Origin of the sequence: Luteitalea sp., from assembly GCA_009377605.1 — a bacterium.
Taxonomy (GTDB): Bacteria; Acidobacteriota; Vicinamibacteria; order Vicinamibacterales; family Vicinamibacteraceae; genus WHTT01.
The window spans coordinates 17411-35610 of record WHTT01000035.1 but is presented as its reverse complement, the minus strand read 5'-3'; the positions used below and the strand labels follow the sequence as shown (position 1 = coordinate 35610).

The 18200-nt window shown below is 61.9% G+C and carries 15 protein-coding genes; 8 read left to right on the top strand and 7 right to left on the bottom strand.

Going from position 1 to position 18200, the window contains the following annotated elements; all coding sequences use genetic code 11:
- Positions 1-320: 320 nt before the first annotated feature.
- From GEV06_13575 to GEV06_13560, 4 genes are all read right to left on the bottom strand, one after another.
- Positions 321-1052, bottom strand: a complete 732-nt coding sequence (locus GEV06_13575) for a LamG domain-containing protein (GenBank protein ID MPZ18926.1) — start codon at positions 1050-1052, stop codon at positions 321-323.
- A 136-nt stretch (positions 1053-1188) separates the two neighbouring features.
- Complete coding sequence (locus tag GEV06_13570; GenBank protein ID MPZ18925.1) at positions 1189-1638, bottom strand: hypothetical protein; 450 nt, start codon at positions 1636-1638, stop codon at positions 1189-1191.
- A 2-nt stretch (positions 1639-1640) separates the two neighbouring features.
- Positions 1641-2531, bottom strand: coding sequence for an MFS transporter (locus GEV06_13565; GenBank protein MPZ18924.1), 891 nt, complete (start codon positions 2529-2531; stop codon positions 1641-1643).
- 29 nt (positions 2532-2560) lie between these two features.
- Positions 2561-4648, bottom strand: a complete 2088-nt coding sequence (locus GEV06_13560) for a hypothetical protein (protein MPZ18923.1) — start codon at positions 4646-4648, stop codon at positions 2561-2563.
- Positions 4649-4947: 299 nt separating this feature from the next.
- Between GEV06_13560 and GEV06_13555 the strand changes: the two genes are divergently transcribed.
- The 4 genes from GEV06_13555 to GEV06_13540 all read left to right on the top strand — a co-directional run bounded on the left by GEV06_13555 (position 4948) and on the right by GEV06_13540 (position 10700).
- Positions 4948-8253 (top strand): hypothetical protein, encoded by a 3306-nt coding sequence (locus GEV06_13555; protein ID MPZ18922.1) that lies wholly within the window; start codon positions 4948-4950, stop codon positions 8251-8253.
- 73 nt (positions 8254-8326) lie between these two features.
- Positions 8327-8896, top strand: coding sequence for a hypothetical protein (locus GEV06_13550; GenBank protein MPZ18921.1), 570 nt, complete (start codon positions 8327-8329; stop codon positions 8894-8896).
- Positions 8897-8916: 20 nt separating this feature from the next.
- Complete coding sequence (locus GEV06_13545) at positions 8917-10362, top strand: hypothetical protein (GenBank protein ID MPZ18920.1); 1446 nt, start codon at positions 8917-8919, stop codon at positions 10360-10362.
- Entirely contained in the window at positions 10062-10700 is a 639-nt protein-coding gene (locus GEV06_13540) for a hypothetical protein (GenBank protein MPZ18919.1), read from the top strand. The genes GEV06_13545 and GEV06_13540 overlap by 301 nt, the downstream gene beginning before the upstream one ends.
- Before the next feature lie 63 nt (positions 10701-10763).
- Here the strand turns inward: GEV06_13540 and GEV06_13535 are convergent, their stop codons facing one another.
- A complete protein-coding gene (locus GEV06_13535) occupies positions 10764-11843 on the bottom strand; it encodes a LacI family DNA-binding transcriptional regulator (protein ID MPZ18918.1) in 1080 nt (359 codons plus the stop codon).
- A 261-nt stretch (positions 11844-12104) separates the two neighbouring features.
- Here GEV06_13535 and GEV06_13530 point away from each other — a divergent pair, with 261 nt between their 5' ends.
- The 3 genes from GEV06_13530 (at position 12105) to GEV06_13520 (ending at position 15801) form a co-directional block, all read left to right on the top strand.
- Positions 12105-13331: an amidohydrolase family protein gene (locus GEV06_13530; GenBank protein MPZ18917.1), complete on the top strand. Its 1227-nt coding sequence runs from the start codon at positions 12105-12107 to the stop codon at positions 13329-13331.
- A gap of 74 nt (positions 13332-13405) precedes the next feature.
- Complete coding sequence (locus tag GEV06_13525; protein MPZ18916.1) at positions 13406-14833, top strand: acetylgalactosaminidase; 1428 nt, start codon at positions 13406-13408, stop codon at positions 14831-14833.
- 209 nt (positions 14834-15042) lie between these two features.
- Entirely contained in the window at positions 15043-15801 is a 759-nt protein-coding gene (locus GEV06_13520) for a glucosamine-6-phosphate deaminase (protein MPZ18915.1), read from the top strand.
- A 127-nt stretch (positions 15802-15928) separates the two neighbouring features.
- On the opposite strand, the gene GEV06_13515 is transcribed toward GEV06_13520, so the two are convergent.
- Positions 15929-16324, bottom strand: a complete 396-nt coding sequence (locus GEV06_13515; protein ID MPZ18914.1) for an amidohydrolase family protein — start codon at positions 16322-16324, stop codon at positions 15929-15931.
- A 49-nt stretch (positions 16325-16373) separates the two neighbouring features.
- Between GEV06_13515 and GEV06_13510 the strand changes: the two genes are divergently transcribed.
- Positions 16374-16751, top strand: a complete 378-nt coding sequence (locus GEV06_13510; protein MPZ18913.1) for a hypothetical protein — start codon at positions 16374-16376, stop codon at positions 16749-16751.
- Between the two features lie 169 nt (positions 16752-16920).
- Here GEV06_13510 and GEV06_13505 read toward each other — a convergent pair whose 3' ends face one another.
- A complete protein-coding gene (locus tag GEV06_13505; GenBank protein MPZ18912.1) occupies positions 16921-18186 on the bottom strand; it encodes a CoA transferase in 1266 nt (421 codons plus the stop codon).
- Positions 18187-18200 lie beyond the last annotated feature (14 nt).

Genomic DNA, 18200 nt, shown 5'->3' with positions numbered 1-18200 from the left:
CTCAACCTCCGAAAACCGGTCTAATACCGTCTATCGTCCCATTGCCGGGAGGTACCTCGAGGATGGCGGCCGTGCCGATGTCTGGCTCGACGGAAAGAAGGCCGGTGAGATCGACGCTTGGCAGGTGCCCCGCACCTACGAGGATGTGTACTGGCACGTCACGGGCCTCGAGCCCGGACTGCACACATTGCAGATCCGTACCCGTCCGGACAAGAACGAGCGATCCACAGGGACGACGATTGCGATCAATGGTGCGGTTATCTACGGCCGCTAGCTTTTCGTTGTCCCTCGCACCTTGCACCTCGCCCCTCGCCCGCTCGTCAAGGACGGTGCGTTGGGAGCGTCAGGAACTCAGACACAGCCAGCGCTTCTGGTGTAAAACGTGCGAGAAGGATCGCACCCCTGAAGTGATTCACCCGATTGATGCGGGTGCCGACCGATGCCGCTCCAGGTCCCTGCGGCGTGAATGCAATCTCGGCTTCGCCCTGCAATTCACCGTTGACGTAGCTGCGATACCACTTACCGTCGTAGACCTGGGCAACGTGGTACCAGTGGCCGATCGAATGAAGTTTGCCACGGAATAGTAGTGCTTTGGAGTAGCCGGGTCCATTGACGAACGCATCAAGACACCACTGATTCATGTTGAGAACGCGAATTTCGAACAGGAACCGCGCGTTAGCATCTTGACCAGTCTTGGGTCGGTCTCGACTGGCGAGCAATCCCGTTTTCGGGTCGCGCTCCGCAAGATGAAACCACCGCTGTTCGGCTGAACCGCCATCGGGCCTGAAGATCGCTTCGAAGGTGAACGTGGACGCGCCCGCAAGCGGATGCTGCTCGATCCAGAGGGCATCGTCTACGCCGTCGAACTCGACGGCTTTCCCCATTGGCGTGTCGACGACCTTGGGATTGCCTTCGAGCTTGGTCTTGTTGCCCCCGATTTCGTCAGTTCTGTCGAATGACCATGTGACTTGCTGCGGTGCCTGTCGAGAGAGAAGGCTCGGCGCCATCAGCAGCCACGCCACCAGTGTAGGGAATATCGTCGCGCGGAACATTCCTCCTTATGCTAATGCATCCAAGAAAGGCGTCTCACGAATGCGTGCGCTCAATTTAATCGTGCACCGAGATGAACGGCACGGCGGCGGTTGTGGAGGATCGCCCGATTGCGGATTCCTGCTCGCTCATGCCCGCCTATTCCTGGCGCAAAGCAATCATGGGATCCACCGCGCTTGCGCGGCGAGCTGGCACGTAGCAAGCGACCGCCGCGGCGGTGAGCGGTACGCTCCCCACAGCCAACAGCACAGGCACACTGAGCGCGATGTTCAGTCGGTCGGGCGCGAAGCTCGCACCAACGATCTCATCCATCGTTTGCACGTCGGTCAGCGGCAGCTCCGGGTCGGCGGCATGAACCACGGTCGCGAGGCTCTGTCGCAAGGCTTCAGGATTGGTCGCCGAACGAACCGCAGCCATTGCCTGTGGCCACGGGCGTTGCGCGAAGGGCACGTAGATCTGCGGCGCTTCAGGAACGTCGAACCGCTCGACGTTGCTGACATCGCGGAACACCCCGACGATGCGCCACTCGACAGGAGGACCCGGGACGCCAGGCACGAATCCCACGGTCCCCGGGACGAGCTCGTCCATCGTCACACGCTGGCGCGGACGACGCCAGGAACCGCCCGGAACTGCTCGAGCAGTTGCCGGTAGAAGCCGTCGATCTCCGCCGCCGAAGAGAACCGCCCTTCGTTCACCGGCAACCCAAAGGTGAGGATGGCGAACCAGTCGGTAATGAAGAACCATACGGGATCGGTGAAGCTCTTCGAGAGGATGTAGCCCCACGTCTGGCGCAATCCGAGAAGCGTGCGATACGGCATGGCTTGCGTGGCCTGCTCTTCGCTCGACGTGAGCGTCGGTCGATCCGCGAGGATGTACTCGCGCTCCTCGACCGAGAGTCTCCCGTGATCCTCCGGACGACGGTAGAGCGTGCGGAAGGCGAGCAACCACAGGAGCCCGAGCATGCCGGTCAGCAGGAAGGCTGGCCGCCAGCTCCCGAACGCGTGATAGATCGTCAGCACGATCCAAGGTGCCAGTGCCCCGCCAATCGACGATCCGCTGTCGAACAGGGCGACTGCCCATCCCGATTCTCGTCGCGGGAACCACTCGGAGACGGCCTTGGTCGCGCCCGGCCAGTTGCCAGCCTCGCCAAGGCCCAACGCAAACCTGAAAGCAGCGAAGCTACGGAGCCCGGTCGCCAGCGATGTCGCCATCGCTGCCACGGAGTACCTGAGGACGGCAAGGCTCGAGCCCGTGCGTGTCCCGAGTCGGTCGACCAGACGGCCGGCGAGCGTCTGGCCGATCGCGTAGGCGACGCGGAAGGCGATGAGGACGAGCGCGAAGTCGGTGTTCGTCCACTGATACTCGGTCTTCAGGTACGGGCCGAGGACGCTCAGCGTCTGCCGATCGATGTAGTTGATGACCGTCGAGAGGAACAGAAGGCCACCGATGTACCATCGCAAGTGTCTAATCGGTCGACTCAGGTGTCACCTCCCCGTTTGAGCTATCGCATTTAGTCGAGCAACCGATTTGGCGGCCAGATCGATGTGGTCTTCCGAAACCGCAAGTTCTCTGCGAGCCCTACCGCCGCGGCTCGCTCTTGGTACCACGTGCGATCAAAGCTGGGGCCAGGATTCACGAGGTCGAGCGGCTTCCGCACGAGGAGTAGCGTGGCCGTTCGAAGATCGCCCACGCGCCGGAGGCTACCAACAGGCAGCAGCTCGAGCAGCTCTGAGTCAAGACCTGGGTCGCGGCCCGCCAAGTCGACAATTACCCGATCAGCCACTCCAGAGATCGCCGCGCCAAAGGCTGTCAGCAGACCGTAGCGGCCGAGTCCAACCAGCGTCAGACGCGCGTCGGGCCACCGCTTGCGTGCAAACGCCAAGCCGGTCACGACGTCTTGGATGCCGTTCAGTCTGTGGTCCCGATTGTAGACGTGAGGCCAGCTCAGGGCCTCCCAGTCTTTGCGAGGAATCTGTAGCTCGCCTGAGGCATAGCCGCCGATGGTCACGAGGCGGTACCCTTGGGATACGAGGGCCGTTGCATAGGCGGCAGGCGTGCCATCCGGCGTGACCAGGCCCTCCAGCTCGTGACTCCGTACCAGGACCAATGTTCCGCGAGATGAGCGGTCTGCGCTCAGCACATCTATCTGAACGGCCTCGTCCCGTCCAGATCGCCCCGTGACGAACCTTTCATAGCGCAGTCTCCCGGTGGTTGTCTCCGTCAGCGGCCGGATGTCGACGCTCGGCTGGGCCTCGACACCCAAGACCTGCGCCAGCCGTGCCCCAAAGGTCGACACGAATGCCGGCAGGTCCGCGGGGGATCCAGGGAGGGCGGCGTGAAGATCCTTCTCCGACTGGGCGATCCAGTTCTCAATCACGTCCTGGCCCGAGAGCGCGTGCTCCGGCAGGATGTGCTCGGGAAACAGGCGGAGATCGCCGAGCGCTTTCAGCTCCGGAGCCACCGGCACCGGGGCGGTGATGGCCGCGTGGGGGCTCTTCAGATGGCGTGCAAACCACGCGTACACGGCGGCTCGAGTCTCGGCGTTGTAATTGTGGCCGGCCGTCACATGTACGTTGGCGACATGGTCTTCTGCTCCGTAGAGCGCGTAGTACTTCTTGACGATCGGGAGCTCCCGCTCGGGAAACCTGTGGGTCCACGGATCCTCCGTTGCAGAGGGAAGAAGCAGCGGCTTCGGCGCAAAGGTCGCCGCGAGCTCGATGGTCGACATGTCTCGCCAGAGCCCGGGAGCATTCTCGCAGCGGCATCCGGGATGCTTCGTGGCGCCGATGATGTTGACCGGGGCGGCAACCTGGATCCGGTCGTCCACGGCCATGAGCAGCAAACTCTGGGTCGCACCGCCCGACGCCCCCGTCACCCCGATGCGGCGCGGGTCGACATCAGGAAGCGACACCAGAAAATCCACCGCCCTGACGGCGTTCCACAGTTGCAGTCCGGCGAGGCTCAACCCGTACAGCTCCGCCTCCGGAAAGTCGAAGTCGGCCCGAAACAGCCGCGGCTCGTACGGAAGCGGCACGTCTGCGTTCAACTGGGCGCGACTCTTGGAGGAATCGTGTGGGAGCTGCAAACTGTCGTTGTAGCCAATCATATCGATGGCGAAGACGATGAATCCCATTCGCGCGAGATCAATCGATCGGCCTGGAATATTCCCGCTCTCCGAGTTGGTGAGCCGCCCGTAAGGCCAGTGCCCATGAGGGGTAATGACGGCCGGAAACGGTCCATTGCCAGACGCCGGGCGATAGAGATTCCCGGTGACCAAGAATCCCGGCACGCTCTCAAAATAGACCTTGGCAACCCGGAAGCCGTCCCCCTGCTTCTCATCGAACATCTTGGGCCTCAGCGGTGTCTTGGGAAGTGGCGGCCAGAGACCGGTGCTGTTCAACACCAGCTCCCGGAGTTCCTTCTTCCGTGCCTCCCATTGTTGGCGGTCCGCGACCTCGGGGATGCGCGCCTCGAAGTGATTGGCATCCATCAGCGACCCGGCCCGGTGGTCCGGCCCGCGTTGGGTGGCGGCTCCTCCCAGTAGCGCGCAGAAGATCCCAGCACATCCAAGAATCCAGAAACCCCGCTGACGCTCCATCGATACCTCCTCTGTCGGGCCGACGTTGAGCTCAATGATAGGCGACCTCAGGAAATATTTCACATTTGCATGTCATATTGCCCAACAAGACGCCGGCGTCGCGTCGTCAGAAGGCCTCCCCCGGCCCAGAGAAGGGCCTCCGAACTGGATAGCGTCAACCCTCCTCCCACGATGAAGGAGGGCTTCCAGCACTGCTGGTTGACACGGCCTCTCTACTATGTTTTACTGCCGGCACGATTCCTGGTATTGAGAAATGTTTCTCTCCCCGTAGGCATTTGGAGAGGAGAGTCGAGGGTGACATGGACTATCAGCAGTGCGTTCCCTCCACAGCAAGAACGGGATTGGAAATGGCGGCTCGCCGGCCACGGGCATCGGCTCACTGGGGACTTCTGACGTGGGTGCTGGCGTGTGCGGTCACCGTCGTGTGCCTCACGAAACCCGTAACAGCGCAGTACACGACGGCCAGTCTGAGCGGCACCGTGACCGATGCCAGTGACGCCGCGATTGCCGGCGCAACCGTCACGGTACGGAACGTGGCGACCGGCTTTACCCGGACGGCCATCACCGATTCGGTCGGGGCGTATCTGTTCCCGCAACTGCCCGTCGGCGCCTATGAGCTTCGCGTGGAGCTCGAAGGCTTCACTCCATATCTCCAGACAGGCCTCGAGCTGACCGTTGATCGCGTGGCGACGCAGAACGTCAGGTTGGAGGTGAAGGAGCTCTCCGAGACCGTCACCGTAGGAGGCGGAGCGGAGTTGATTCCCACGCGAACGGCGACGGCCGGGCAACTCGTGGACGAGAAGCAGATCGTGGAGCTGCCCCTGGAAGGACGTCGGCCGGAGCGCCTCATTTACTTGGCAGCCGGTACCGTGGATCTGGGCCGGAACGCGTGTCGGATCTGCGGACATGGCGGTGTGTACCCCGGCCAGGAGACGGCCGGTGCCGGTGGCGCACAACTGGGCCAGGTCAACTTCCAGCTCGATGGCACCAGCAACAATGACACCTATCTGAATGCCGGCCTGCCCTTTCCTCATCCGGACGCCGTGCAGGAATTCAGCGTGCAGACCAGCAATTTTACGGCGGAGTACGGCAACGCCGGTGGCGCCATCCTCAACGTCGTGACGAAGTCGGGCACCAACAACCTCGACGGCACCTGGTTTCACCTTCTGCGCGACGGCCGGCTGAACGCGCGCGACTTCTTCGCGCCGGAGCGAGATGAGCTGAAACGTAACCAGTTCGGAGGAAGCCTCGGTGGTCCGATTGTGAGGAACAAGCTGTTCTTCTTCGCCACGTATCAAGGCACACGGGTGAACAACACGCCCTCGGGATTGATCGATTTTGTGCCGACAGACGCGCAACGGCGGGGCGACTTTTCGGCTCTCTCGACCGAGCTCGTGGATCCGGAGACGGGTCGGCCGCTTCCGAACAACCACATACCTGCGAGCCGGCTGAACCCTGTCTCATCGTTCTTTCTCGACCGCGTCCCGCTGCCCAACGGTCCTGACGGACAGTTGACGTATCCCGGCCTCGAAATCGTCGAGTCGGAAAACCAGTTCATGCCGAAGATCGACTACGTGGCGGGCCGCCACCAGCTCAGCGGACGCTACTTCTTCACCGACTTCTCCCGCCCGGCGGGCATCCCGGGGCCGGCGGACCATATTCTGCAAGCGCGAGGTGGCAATGCCGTGCGGGTGCAGAACATCTCGATCAGCTACGCGTACACCGCGTCACCCACGCTGCTCTTCAACACCACGTTCGGTCTCAACCGGCAGCGAGGCGGCTCGCTGTCGGGCGCGCCGTTCAGCTTTCGCGACGCGGGATCGAACATCCTCGGGCCGCAAGACATGACGTTGCCTTTCCAGGCGCCGCCCGCCCTCAACCTGTCCGTGTCGGGCGGATTCTCGATTGGCACGAGCCACAAAGGCGATTTCAATCGCGGAGACTTCACGATTCGCCAAGTCGTCACCAACATCCGAGGCGCGCACGAGCTCCGCGTCGGGTTCGAGATCGTCCGCGTCGCCAACGAGAACATCAACACCTTCCAGACGATGGGCAACTTCAGCTTCACGGGCGATCTGTCTGGCAACGCGCTGGCGGACTTCATGTTCGGGAGGGCCACAACATTCACGCAGGGTGGCGGCGAATTCAAAGACCTTCTTGGCACGAAGTGGGGCTTCTTCTTCCAAGACAACTGGAGAGCAGGCGACAGACTCGCCCTCAATCTCGGGGTCCGCTGGGATCCCTACCTCCCCTACTATGATCGGCAGGGTCGGGTCGTCTGCTTCCAGCCGGGCGCGGCCCTCCGCTCTGATCGGTTTCCCAATGCGCCCGAGGGCATGCTGTACGGCGGCGACTCGGGATGCCCCGTGGCAGGCTCGGATGCGAACTGGGGCAACATCGGTCCGCGTGTCGGTGTGGCCTACCGGCTGACCGACGATGGCAAGACGAGCGTGCGAAGCGGCGTCGGCGTGTACTATACGCCGCCCGCCACCCATACGATGAATCCCTACACGAACACGGCGCCGTTCGCCGGAACGTTCACGGTGAACGACGTCGCGTTCGACGATCCGTGGGGAAGCATCGGTGTGCCGAATCCCTTTCCGATGAACTTCGGCCCGGAGATCCCGGGACCGGACGTCCGCTTCAACGACTTCAATGCCATTCGGGGATATCGCCCCCGGGACTTTCGGATCCCTCAGCTCATCACGTGGAACCTCCGGTTGGAGCGACAGCTTGGGGAGAGCTGGGTGGCTGGCATCGCCTATTTGGGTAACAAGGGGACATTCCTTCCCGTGAACGTGCAGGAGAACGCCGCCGTCTACGTGCCGGGCGCATCAACTGTCGCAAACACGCAGGACCGCAGAATCTATCCGCACTTCGGCCCCGTGACGCGGACGGACTCCGGCGCCAACGCGAGTTACAACGCGCTGCAGTGGAACATCGAAAGGCGCTTCTCCGATCGGTACTCCATCCTGGCCAACTACACATGGTCGAAGATGATCGATGACGCCGACGCCGCGAACCCGTTCGACCGGCGTAGCATCGGGCGCGGTTTGGCGAGCGAGGACGTGCGGCACAACTTCAAGTTCTCGACCATCTATGAGCTTCCGACGTTCAACCTGACGGGGCTCGCCGACAAGCTTCTGAACGGGTGGCAGGTCAATTCGATGCTGATCTGGCAGAGCGGTATGCCGTTCACCGTCGTCAGTGGCCAAGACAACGCGTTCAGCGGCAACGGCGCCGACCAGGCCGACTTTCTCGGCGGGGAGGCCTCGCTCGGTTCCGGGCGGTCGCGTGGCGAGCAGGTAGCGGAGTGGTTTGATACCTCCAAGTTCACCGTGAACCAAGTCGGCACATTCGGGAACGCCGGCCGCAATAGCGTGACGGGGCCTGGCTACTTCAAGACGGACTTTGGTGTGATCAAGAACACACAGCTATCGAGCGGCGTACGGCTGGAGTTTCGTGCGGAGGCCTTCAACCTGTTCAACAATCCGAACTTTGCGTTCCCGGATGCGAACGTCTCGTCGCCGCAGTTCGGAAGGATTACCGCCACCGTGGGAGACAATCAACGCATCATCCAGTTGGGCATGAAGCTTGTGTTCTAGCGAGCCGCGGCTTTCAGCCGCGCCTCCCGACGCTCACTTGCGAGCCCCGAACTTGACACGATGTGTCAAGGATGTGGAGCAGTACGAACAGCAACGCCACCCCGACTACCCCGGTCACAGCATGTTCGAAACCGGCGATATCGTCACATTTGAGTCAGCAAAGGACCATGCCCATGTCGCCGTCGATGCCACCCTCGCCTATCGCAGATCGCAGCTGGAGCGCTTCGTTCGGCACCTGGTCTTCATGAAACCTCACCTGCTTGTGGTCTACCATGTTCTGATAACACCATCCGGCAGGTCCCCGATTTGGCTCATGCAGACAGTCACCCAGCCAGACGTCGGGCAGTCAGAATTCGGCGTTGTCAACGGCGCTGGAGAGTTGCGTGCAGTTACCCTTCTGCCAACACAGGCGACGATCCAGACCACCGAGACGCTCGCAGGATATCGGGTCGAGGTCACAGGTAACGGCTCGCAGGAGACACCGCGGCAGGATACCCATCGCTTCCTGCACATTCTGGCTATCGGAGATGCCGGGAGTGTGACGGTGCCGGAGGCCGGGTGGACAAAGCAGGGAAACAGGCTTGCCGTCTGGATACGCCGTGGCGGGGGACGCAGGACTGCATATTTGCCGTGGGATGGTTGAGACCTCCAGGAGAAGCTCGAATGCAGCCGAGATCTACGGTGGCGGCTCTCGTAGCCGTTCTCTGCATGCTGGGCACCGCCTTCGCCCAGGATCCCCGAGGAACGATTCGCGGACGCGTCCTTGATTCGTCCGGCGCGATCGTACCGGGCGCAACGATTTCCGCGACGAATGTCACGACCGGTGTTCGTGTGTCCGCCGAAACGAACGAAGAAGGGATGTACAGCATCCCGTTTCTCCCAGCCGGGATCTACACGATCGAGGCAGACCTCGCCGGGTTCAACTCCTGGTCGCGGAGCGACGTGCAGCTCCGGGTCAGCGAAACAACCGAGCTGAACATCACGATGAGCGCCGCCGCGGTCACTGAACGCGTCGAGGTCAAAGGGGGAACGCCCCTGCTCGATACCGCGTCGGCGTCGCTCGGCCAGATCATCGACCCCAGGAGAATCCAGGAACTGCCAATCGTCGCGGGGAACGCGCTCGAGTTGACGTTGCTCGCTCCGGGCATGATCGAGCCGAGCAAGTTCACATGGAAAGCCGCATGGAACTTCCGGAACATCGCCAGCGACGGCAATCCAAGCTACACGACCGAATACCAGATCGACGGCGTGTCGAATACCTTCGCCGAAGGCAATACCGGCAGGAACCGATACGCGTTCGCGCCGCCGGCTGCCGCGATCAGCGAGTTCAAGATGCAGACGACGCCGTACGACGCCAGCATCGGTCACACCATGAGCTCGGTGGTCAACGTGAGCACGGCGAGCGGCACGAACACACTCAAGGGCGAGATGCATTTCTTCACGAAGAACAGCACGCTCGATGCCGCCAACTTCTTCAACAACAAGGACAACACGCCGAAGCCGACGTACGAGGACAACCGCTACGGCGCGTCCGCCGGCGGCCCGCTGATCCTTCCGGGGCTCTACAACGGCCGCTATACCCGTCAGCCGTTCCCGAACAACATCATTCCACAGCACCGTCTCGACGCGCTGGGCCTGAATCTCGCGAATCTGTATCCGCTGCCAAACAGACCCGGCACGGCCGACGGTAGCGACAACTACTTCAACGGGTCGCTCAAAGGGGAGCAGGACTACTTCGTCCATATGATTCGTGGCGATCACGCGTTCACCTCGAACCATCGCATCTTCGCTCGGATCCACTATGACAGATGGGAGGAAGACAAGGACCACTGGTTTGGCGACGATGTCAACGGCATCATCCTCAACAGGACCAACATCGTGATGTCTTCTCCGTGCCGTCTTCAAAATACCGGTCATGGATTGCCTTCAGCATCGTCGAGCGCGACGGTCCTGATCTGTTCAATACCGCCGTCCTGCTGGACCGTGACGGGCGAATCGCGGGCACGTACCGCAAGGTGCAACTGCCGTTCGAGGAGCTCTCGCTCGGCATCGCGCCTGGCGACCGTTTTCCGGTATTCGTTACCGACTTTGGAACCGTCGGCATGCTGATCTGCCACGATGCGTCGTTCCCGGAAGCCGCGCGCGAACTGGCGCTGAAGGGCGTCGAGATGATCCTAATGCCGATCTGGGGCGGCCGGGAGACGCTCGTGCGCGCACGAGCCGTCGAGACCGGCCTCTATGTCGTGACGTCCGGTTACAGCTATCCCAGCGAAATCATCTCTCCCCTCGGGGAGATACTCGCCGCAGCACCGCTCGACAAGGGTCCGGCTGTGGCCGTCGCCGAGATCGATCTCACAAGGCGTTTCCCGCAGGACTATATCGGGGACTGGAGGGATACGTACCAGCGTCAGCAGCGGCCCTCGGCATACGGGCGAAAGAGCCGCTAACCGCTACCAGCGTCTGTCCATTGATTGCCCGCGCACTCGAGGGGCATGTGCAACGCCGTATCGTCAACCGAGCCGCCGCTGCGTTTCAACGGCCGGCCGGGCGTCCTCATCAGCACGAGCATTCGTGCTCGTCAAAGCCTCGGATGGTCGGATCGACTCGCGTATGACTAACTCGGTCGGCATGCAGAGCTGTCGGGGATCCAGATCGGGGTTGACGATCCTGGTGGTCACGAACTCGGCCAAATGTCTGCCCAACTCTTCGGGGAACTCACGCACGCTACTCAGGGTGGGATGCAGAATCGCGCCCTCGGTATCGTTGAATCCGGCCACGCTGATGTTGTCGGGCACTCGCAGATGGAAATCACGAAGAGCCCGGTAGACACCGTGCGCCACCTGATCGCTGCCCGCGAATATGGCGGTGACCGGCTCGCCGGATGCGATCAACGACTTCACGGCAAGATAGCCGAGCTCTTGCCGATCCGAGCGGATTTGACTGCAACGCGCCTGTAGCTTGGCCTCCGCCATCGCGCGCTGATAGCCTTGAAAGCAGCGGGCAAACCAGGGAAATCGCACATCGCCCACATACCAAATGTGCACGTGTCCCCGTGAGATGAGGTACGACGTCATCTCGTACGCCCCGAGGACATCATCCGAGAAGACCACATCATGCTGCTCAGGCTGCCATTCCCCGAGCACGTTGTTTCCCAGAACCGAGAAGGGAACCTTGCGTTCATGTAGAGCAAGCAAGAGGCTCGCCGGATTGGTTCCCCCCAAGATGACGCCTCGAACCGTATCTCTCCTGTTCAGAACCTGCGGTAGGCTGAGCTCCCCAACCGCCGTGGTCGAAGGGTAATGAAAAGAGAGAAACAACAGCTCCCAGCCATGGCTCGTGCAATACTCCTCGGCGCCAGCGAGGATCCGCGCCTGGAATCTATGGAGCACATCGCGGTTTCCCAACAAGAAGACGATGATGCGACTCTTCATCGCCTTCGTCAGATCGATGCCAAGCTGGCTCGCGGCGCTCCGCACGCGCGACTGGACCGTCGGGCCGACGTACGCACTGCCGTTCGCAACACGGGAGACCGACGAGGGGCTCACGCCGGCCAGCCGTGCCACATCACGAAGCGTCGGTTTCTTGCGCATTAAGCTCCGGTTCTCGAGTTCCCGATCCTACGAAACTGTATCACACGACAACGGCCTCGAACGGGCGCGCAGATAGTGGGGCGACTGGAGCCCAGAGCGGTTCTACGCCTGCCTCATCCAAACGAGAGGGTGTTGAGAGCCGCACATGTCGGCAGTTTATGACGGCATGTCGGGGGTTGACACCTCTCGTTGGGCATGACACTATTTCACCGCTACGTGACACTTTTCACAGATTTGGAGTTGACGACACGCCCCGTTTCGATGCGCGACAATCGAAGGAGCTTCCTGAAACGTGGCGGGGTGGCTGGCATAACTGTGGCGGGTGTCACGATTCTGCCGGCGTGCCGTTCAGAATCCGGTGAGACGAGCACGCCCGACGAGCGGTGGCAGACCGATCCCAAGTGGCAGGAAGTGAAGTACGGCGCCTGGCGTGGTCCCGGAGTCCCCATCGGCGCCGGTCCCATGGACGGCGTGTTGCTCAAAGACTACGCTCCCAGATCCTCCGTGGTAACCGACGAGACGTTCGTCCCCAAGGCCAGCTATCCCGTCGTCGACGTTCATGTGCACCACTATCCGGCGCGCGCACAAGGCAAGAGCGCGGAGGTGACGCTGGCCGAGTGGGTCAAGACGCAAGACGAGGTCGGCATTCAGACATCAGTGGTCCTGACGGGAGCAACCGGTTCCGACTTCGACCGGTTACTAAAGATGTATCTGGAGCCATATCCCGATCGATTTCAACTGTACTGCGGTCTGGAGGTCACTGATATCGGCAAGCCGGACTACCCGGACCGGGTTGTCGTGGAGCTCGAGCGCTGTTACAGGAACGGCGCTCGCGGCGTGGGAGAAATCACCGACAAGGGCTATGGTCTGACGAGAGATTCAGACTTGCCCCCTGGTGAGAGGCTCCACCACGATGACCCACGCTTGGGTGGTGTCTGGAACATGTGTGCGGAGCTGAATCTGCCCGTGAACATTCACATTGCCGACCACCTGTCCGCGTGGGAGCCTCCGGATGTCTTTCAGGAGCGCACGCCGGTCTTCCAGCAATTCAATCAGGCTGGTGAAGACGCGCTCTCCTATGAAGGGTTGCTGGCCATCCTGCCTCGTCTGCTCGAGAAGCATCCGAAGACGACGTTTATTGCCTGCCACTTGGCCAATCAGGGCAACGACCTCGCCCGGCTGGGGAGGCTCCTCCACCAGTATCCCAACCTCAACCTGGATATCTCCGCGCGAGACTACGAAATCGGGCGGACGCCGCGTGCCGCGGCGACCTTCCTCACGAAGTACGCCGACCGAGTGCTGTTTGGCACCGACATGGGCATGGAGAAGACCATGTATCAGAGCTGGTGGCGCTTGTTGGAGACCGCCGACGAATACATGGTCGGTCGGGTGTGGTGGCCGTACTACGGCCTCGAGCTATCCGGCACAGTATTGGAGTCGCTGTACGTGCGCAATGCCAAGAGGATTTTGAATTGGGAGAACGTCTAAGACCGGCGTGGCATGGCTGGTAACACCTACACATTCAATGGTCCGAGCCAACTGGGCGTGGTGGCACGATGGACATGAACAACCGCAGAGACTTCTTAGCGCTTTTCGGCCTCGCGGGTGCCGGCGTGGTAGGTATGCGGCAGCCTGCAAATATTGAACGGCGCCAGCCTGCGCAACGTCAGACCTTCAATATGCACGGATACGCTGCGCCGAAACTGGAGACGGTCCGGCTCGGCCTCATTGGCATCGGCAGCCGCGGGTCCGGCACCGCGCGGCGGATGGCCGGCATTGAAGGCGTAGAGATCAAGGCGTTGTGCGACCTGTTCCCCGATAGGGTGAGCGCAGCGATCGAATCGATTCGCGAGTTTGCTCAGCACAGCCCAGAGTCGTACTCCGGTGGCGAAGACGAGTGGAAGCGGGTGTGTGACCGCAACGACATCGACCTGATCTACATCGCGACCCCCTGGCGCCTGCATCCTATCATCGCCGCATACGCGATGGAGCGTGAAAAGCATGTCTATACGGAGCTGCCTGTGGCAAACACGATCGAGGAATGCTGGCAGGTGGTGGAGACATCCGAGCGCATGCGTCGACATTGCTTCATGGGGTGCGGCTCCTGTCATGACGGTATGTCGGCCATCGTCTTGAGCATGGTCAGAGATGGGTTCTTCGGCGAGATTGTTCATGGTGAAGGCAACTATGTGCATGACCGTGTCTCCGATACGGAGGCGCGATGGCTGAGAGACAAGGCAGACCATGGGGCGTTTGGGTTCCGCTCGTGGCGCTTGGACGAGAATGCCAAGAGGAACGGAACGCTGTATCCGCAACACGGCTTGGGGCCGGTGGCGCAGATGATGGATCTGAACTATGGGGACCAGATGAATTACATGGTCTCGATCTCCAGTGACGACTTCACACTGGGAGACAAGATGAAGGAGCTCGCGGTCGCGGACGACTTCTACAAGCCATACATCGGCCGAACATTTCGTGGGAACATGAATATTACGGTCATCCGTACTCACAACGGCCGGACGATCATGCTCCAACACGACACCAGCTCGCCACGCCCCGGATCGCGATTCCAACTGATAAGCGGCGACAAGGCCATTTATCACGCGGACCCTCCCAGAATTGCCACGAGTGACCAGGGCTGGATCCCGAAGGAGGAGTTCGACGCGCTGATCCAGAAGTACATACCCGAGCTCGTCAAGAGGTTCGATGAAAAAGCCAAACAGGCGAAATCGATCAGCAAAGGACGGTCATATGAGGTCGTGACCGCCAGCGATTGGCGCCTGATCGACTGTCTCCGTAACGGCCTTCCGCTGGAAGTGGACGTCTATGATGCGGCGCTGTGGAGCGCGATCATCCCATTGAGCGAGTGGTCCGTAGCCCACGAAGGCACCTCCGTGAAAGTGCCTGATTTTACGGCCGGTGCATGGAAGACCAACAAGCGGTCAATGGATATCTCGCTTCAGCATGGGGGAACCACGGCGTTGACCTAAGTACCGTGTTTCACAATTACGGTGACGCAGGAATCGCCGAGATTAGGCCTGAAACTGCACAAAATACGTCGCCGTAATTACGAAACGCTGTACTAAGTCAGTATCACGTCACCACGGACATCAACGACAGCAGCGCTCGCAGCGTCGGTGCCACGCAGCAAGCCGTCCGAGGACACCACGCTCGTCGTATGGAGGTAGCCTGACGCCTTATGCGGATCGAAGTCTTCGACAATGGCTCGGTGCTTGGGCAGGCCGCCGCGGCAGTTGCCGCCGACATTATCGCCGGCGCGGTCGCTGCCCGCGGTGACGCTCGCATTGTGGCGGCGACCGGCAGGTCGCAGCTCGCGTTCCTCGAGGCGATCACGGCGAGGTCCGATCTGCCGTGGTCACGCGTCGCGATGTTCCACCTGGACGAGTACATTGGCCTTCCGATGACGCACCCAGCCAGCTTTGGAAAGTATCTGTTGGAGCGCTTGATTCGCCCCACTGGAATCGAGACGTATCATCTCCTCGACGGCATGGGTGATCCCGCACGGGTTTGCGAAGAGGCGGGTGGGGCGATAGCCGCGGCACCCATTGACGTGGCGTTCGTTGGTATCGGTGAGAATGGCCATCTCGCCTTCAACGACCCGCCCGCCGACTTCCACACCGAGCAGCCGTACTTGATCGTCGACCTCGACGAGGCATGCCGGCGGCAGCAGATTGGGGAAGGATGGTTCCCGGCGCTGGACGAGGTCCCGCGGCGTGCGATCTCGATGTCGATTCAGCAGATTCTCAAAGCGCGCCGCATCGTCTGTATCGTGTCCGATCAGCGTAAGGCGGCGGCCGTCAAGGCGTGCCTTGGCGACGGCATCAGCCCGATGGCGCCCGCGTCCATCTTGCGCACGCATGCCGGCACGACGCTGTTCGCCGATCGCGCCTCCACGTCGTTGCTCGACCCCGCCGTGATCGCCCGCGGCGAGCTGTGAAAACAGGGACAGGCCCTCGTTCTCCGCATAGTGGAAAGAACGCGATCTTCACCGATTTGAATGCCAGGCGGAGACAAGAATCAGAAGGAGCATCGACAGGACCAGATGCATCGTCATGATGGAGCCGTTACCGACGAGCGACTGCTCTCGCGGAAGCCCGACGTTGGGCGAGCTGCTTCTCTATGGACGTTCGCAGGGACGGCAGATGCCGGAGCGCGTTCTCGTAGTACACCTTGCGTAGCACCTCGTCCGGAAGCCCGATACCCGAGACGTTCCAGCGGCCGTGCCCCGGCGAGCCCCCGGGTGTGCGAATCTGTGCCGGGTGGTAAAAGTACTCGTCGTATGTCTCCAGATATCTCCAGTGCGGGATCCAGAACTCGTCCGGCTGGCGAGTGGGATTGCCGTCAGAGCCGATCAGAACGCGGTCTTGGTACGTGATGATGAACTCACGCCACAGGCGGGGCGCACGACCGAGGTCCTGGAAGGTCGCGGACATCTCGACGACGGCACCGATCGGCATCATCCACGACGGGAACGGCCATCTGAAGCCGCTCGGGCCGGTCGAGCGACGCGTGTTCGACGAGGTTTCGCGCGAGATCAGCGGTGGCTGGCAGATCGTCAAGAACCTCTATTCGGGGATCCGTGGCTTCCAGGACAATCTGGCGGAAGGTAAGCCCAACGTGTGGCGCTGCCGTGCGGGGGCGCGCTACCTCTATGTGTGCGAGGACGGTCTCGTCCATTACTGCTCACAGCAGCGCAGTTATCCTGGGGTCCCGCTGATCGGGTACACAGTCGATGACATCAAGCGAGAGTTCCTCACACCCAAATCGTGCGCGCCATTCTGCACCGTCGGCTGTGTCCACCGCGTGTCGATGATGGACTTCTGGCGAGCACCGCAGAGTGTTCCGGTGCCGCCGAGCATGCCGGTGGACGGGAGGGCGGGGCTTTAAGGTCAGGGGTCAAGGGATCTAGGGGTCAAGGGATCTAGGGATCAAGGGATCTAGGGTGGGGGTTCGAACGATGTTCGAGGTGCACGTCGTCGCAACGAGATCCTCCACCCTCTCGATTCGTTGCCCCCTTGACCCCTTGCCCCCTTGACCCCTTGACCCCTTGACCCCACTAGATCACGCCTCGCGCCTTCAGGTCGTCCAGCGTTTCACGTGATAGGCCGAGCAGCTCCCCGTAGACCTCTTCGTTGTGAGCGCCAAGTGGCGGGCCGGGCCACCGCGTGCCACCCGGGGTTTCGGAGAAGACGGGAGCGAGTCGGGGCAGCGTCACCCTATCGCCGTCCGGCAGGCTGACCTCCTCGATGAGGCCACGCGCCGCGAAGTGCGGATCCTTCACTTGATCAGCGATCGAGTAGATCGGCCCTGCCGGCACCTGCGCCGCCTCCAGCGCTGCGAGCGCCTCGTCGAAGCTGCACTGCGACGCCCAGGCCGCAATGGCGGCGTCGATCTCCTGTTGATGCTGCACGCGCCCGTCGTTGCGCGCGAAACGAGGGTCGTCCGCCATGTCGGGCCGTCCCGCGACACGCATCAATCGCTTGAAGATACTGTCGCCGTTCCCGCCGATGATGAGGTACGTGCCGTCCTTGCAAGGATACGTGTTGGTGGGCACGATCCCACTGACCGTCGAGCCTTGTCGCTCGCGCACCGCCCCGTACTTCGTGTACTCCGGCAGTGTCGATTCCATCATGTTGAAGATCGCTTCGAAGAGCGCAACGTCGACCACCTGCCCGCGCCCGGAGCCGCCCACGTCGCGATTGTAGACGGCAGCCAAGATGCCCAACGCCGCATGCAAGCCGCCTATCGTGTCCCCGAGGCTCAGATTCGCCCGCGCTGGGGGCCGGTCAGGGTGGCCATTGACGTACCGGAGGCCGCCAATGCCCTCGGCCACAGATGCGTAGCCCGGTTTGTTGGCGTACGGGCCGGTCTGCCCCCAGCCTGAAAGTCGCACCATGATCACCTTCGGGTTGATTCGCCGAAGCTCCTCGTAGCCGAGCCCCCACGCCTCCAGCCGGCCTGGCTTGAAGTTCTCGAGGACGACATCGCAGTGAACAACGAGTCGCCGCACGAGGTCCCGCGCGTCGGCCGTGCGCAGATCCGCCGTGACCGAGCGCTTGTTCCGGCCCATGATGTACCACCACAACGAGGTGCCATGGTGCATCTGGCGCCAGGTTCGCAACGGGTCCCCCCCGGCTGGCGGCTCGACTTTGATGACATCGGCGCCGAACCAGGCGAGGAGCATCGTCGCAAACGGCCCGGCGATGAGCTGCCCCAACTCGAGGATCCGGAGCCCCTCGAGCGGGTGCGGGCGGGCCGGTGATGCGGGCTCGGCCCCCTGGTTGGGTGCTGGGGGTGGTGGTTGGGGGCTCGTCGTGCGCATGGGTCTTTGCTAGG

What these genes read in the sequence shown, in the direction of transcription:
- GEV06_13575 (MPZ18926.1), bottom strand. Translation starts at nt 1,052, where the DNA reads ATGTTCCGCGCGACGATATTCCCTACACTGGTGGCGTGGCTGCTGATG.
- GEV06_13570 (MPZ18925.1), bottom strand. Translation starts at nt 1,638, where the DNA reads ATGGACGAGCTCGTCCCGGGGACCGTGGGATTCGTGCCTGGCGTCCCG.
- GEV06_13560 (MPZ18923.1), bottom strand. Translation starts at nt 4,648, where the DNA reads ATGGAGCGTCAGCGGGGTTTCTGGATTCTTGGATGTGCTGGGATCTTC.
- GEV06_13555 (MPZ18922.1), top strand. Translation starts at nt 4,948, where the DNA reads ATGGACTATCAGCAGTGCGTTCCCTCCACAGCAAGAACGGGATTGGAA.
- GEV06_13545 (MPZ18920.1), top strand. Translation starts at nt 8,917, where the DNA reads ATGCAGCCGAGATCTACGGTGGCGGCTCTCGTAGCCGTTCTCTGCATG.
- GEV06_13540 (MPZ18919.1), top strand. Translation starts at nt 10,062, where the DNA reads ATGGGAGGAAGACAAGGACCACTGGTTTGGCGACGATGTCAACGGCAT.
- GEV06_13535 (MPZ18918.1), bottom strand. Translation starts at nt 11,843, where the DNA reads ATGCGCAAGAAACCGACGCTTCGTGATGTGGCACGGCTGGCCGGCGTG.
- GEV06_13530 (MPZ18917.1), top strand. Translation starts at nt 12,105, where the DNA reads ATGCGCGACAATCGAAGGAGCTTCCTGAAACGTGGCGGGGTGGCTGGC.
- GEV06_13525 (MPZ18916.1), top strand. Translation starts at nt 13,406, where the DNA reads ATGAACAACCGCAGAGACTTCTTAGCGCTTTTCGGCCTCGCGGGTGCC.
- GEV06_13520 (MPZ18915.1), top strand. Translation starts at nt 15,043, where the DNA reads ATGCGGATCGAAGTCTTCGACAATGGCTCGGTGCTTGGGCAGGCCGCC.
- GEV06_13515 (MPZ18914.1), bottom strand. Translation starts at nt 16,324, where the DNA reads ATGATGCCGATCGGTGCCGTCGTCGAGATGTCCGCGACCTTCCAGGAC.
- GEV06_13505 (MPZ18912.1), bottom strand. Translation starts at nt 18,186, where the DNA reads ATGCGCACGACGAGCCCCCAACCACCACCCCCAGCACCCAACCAGGGG.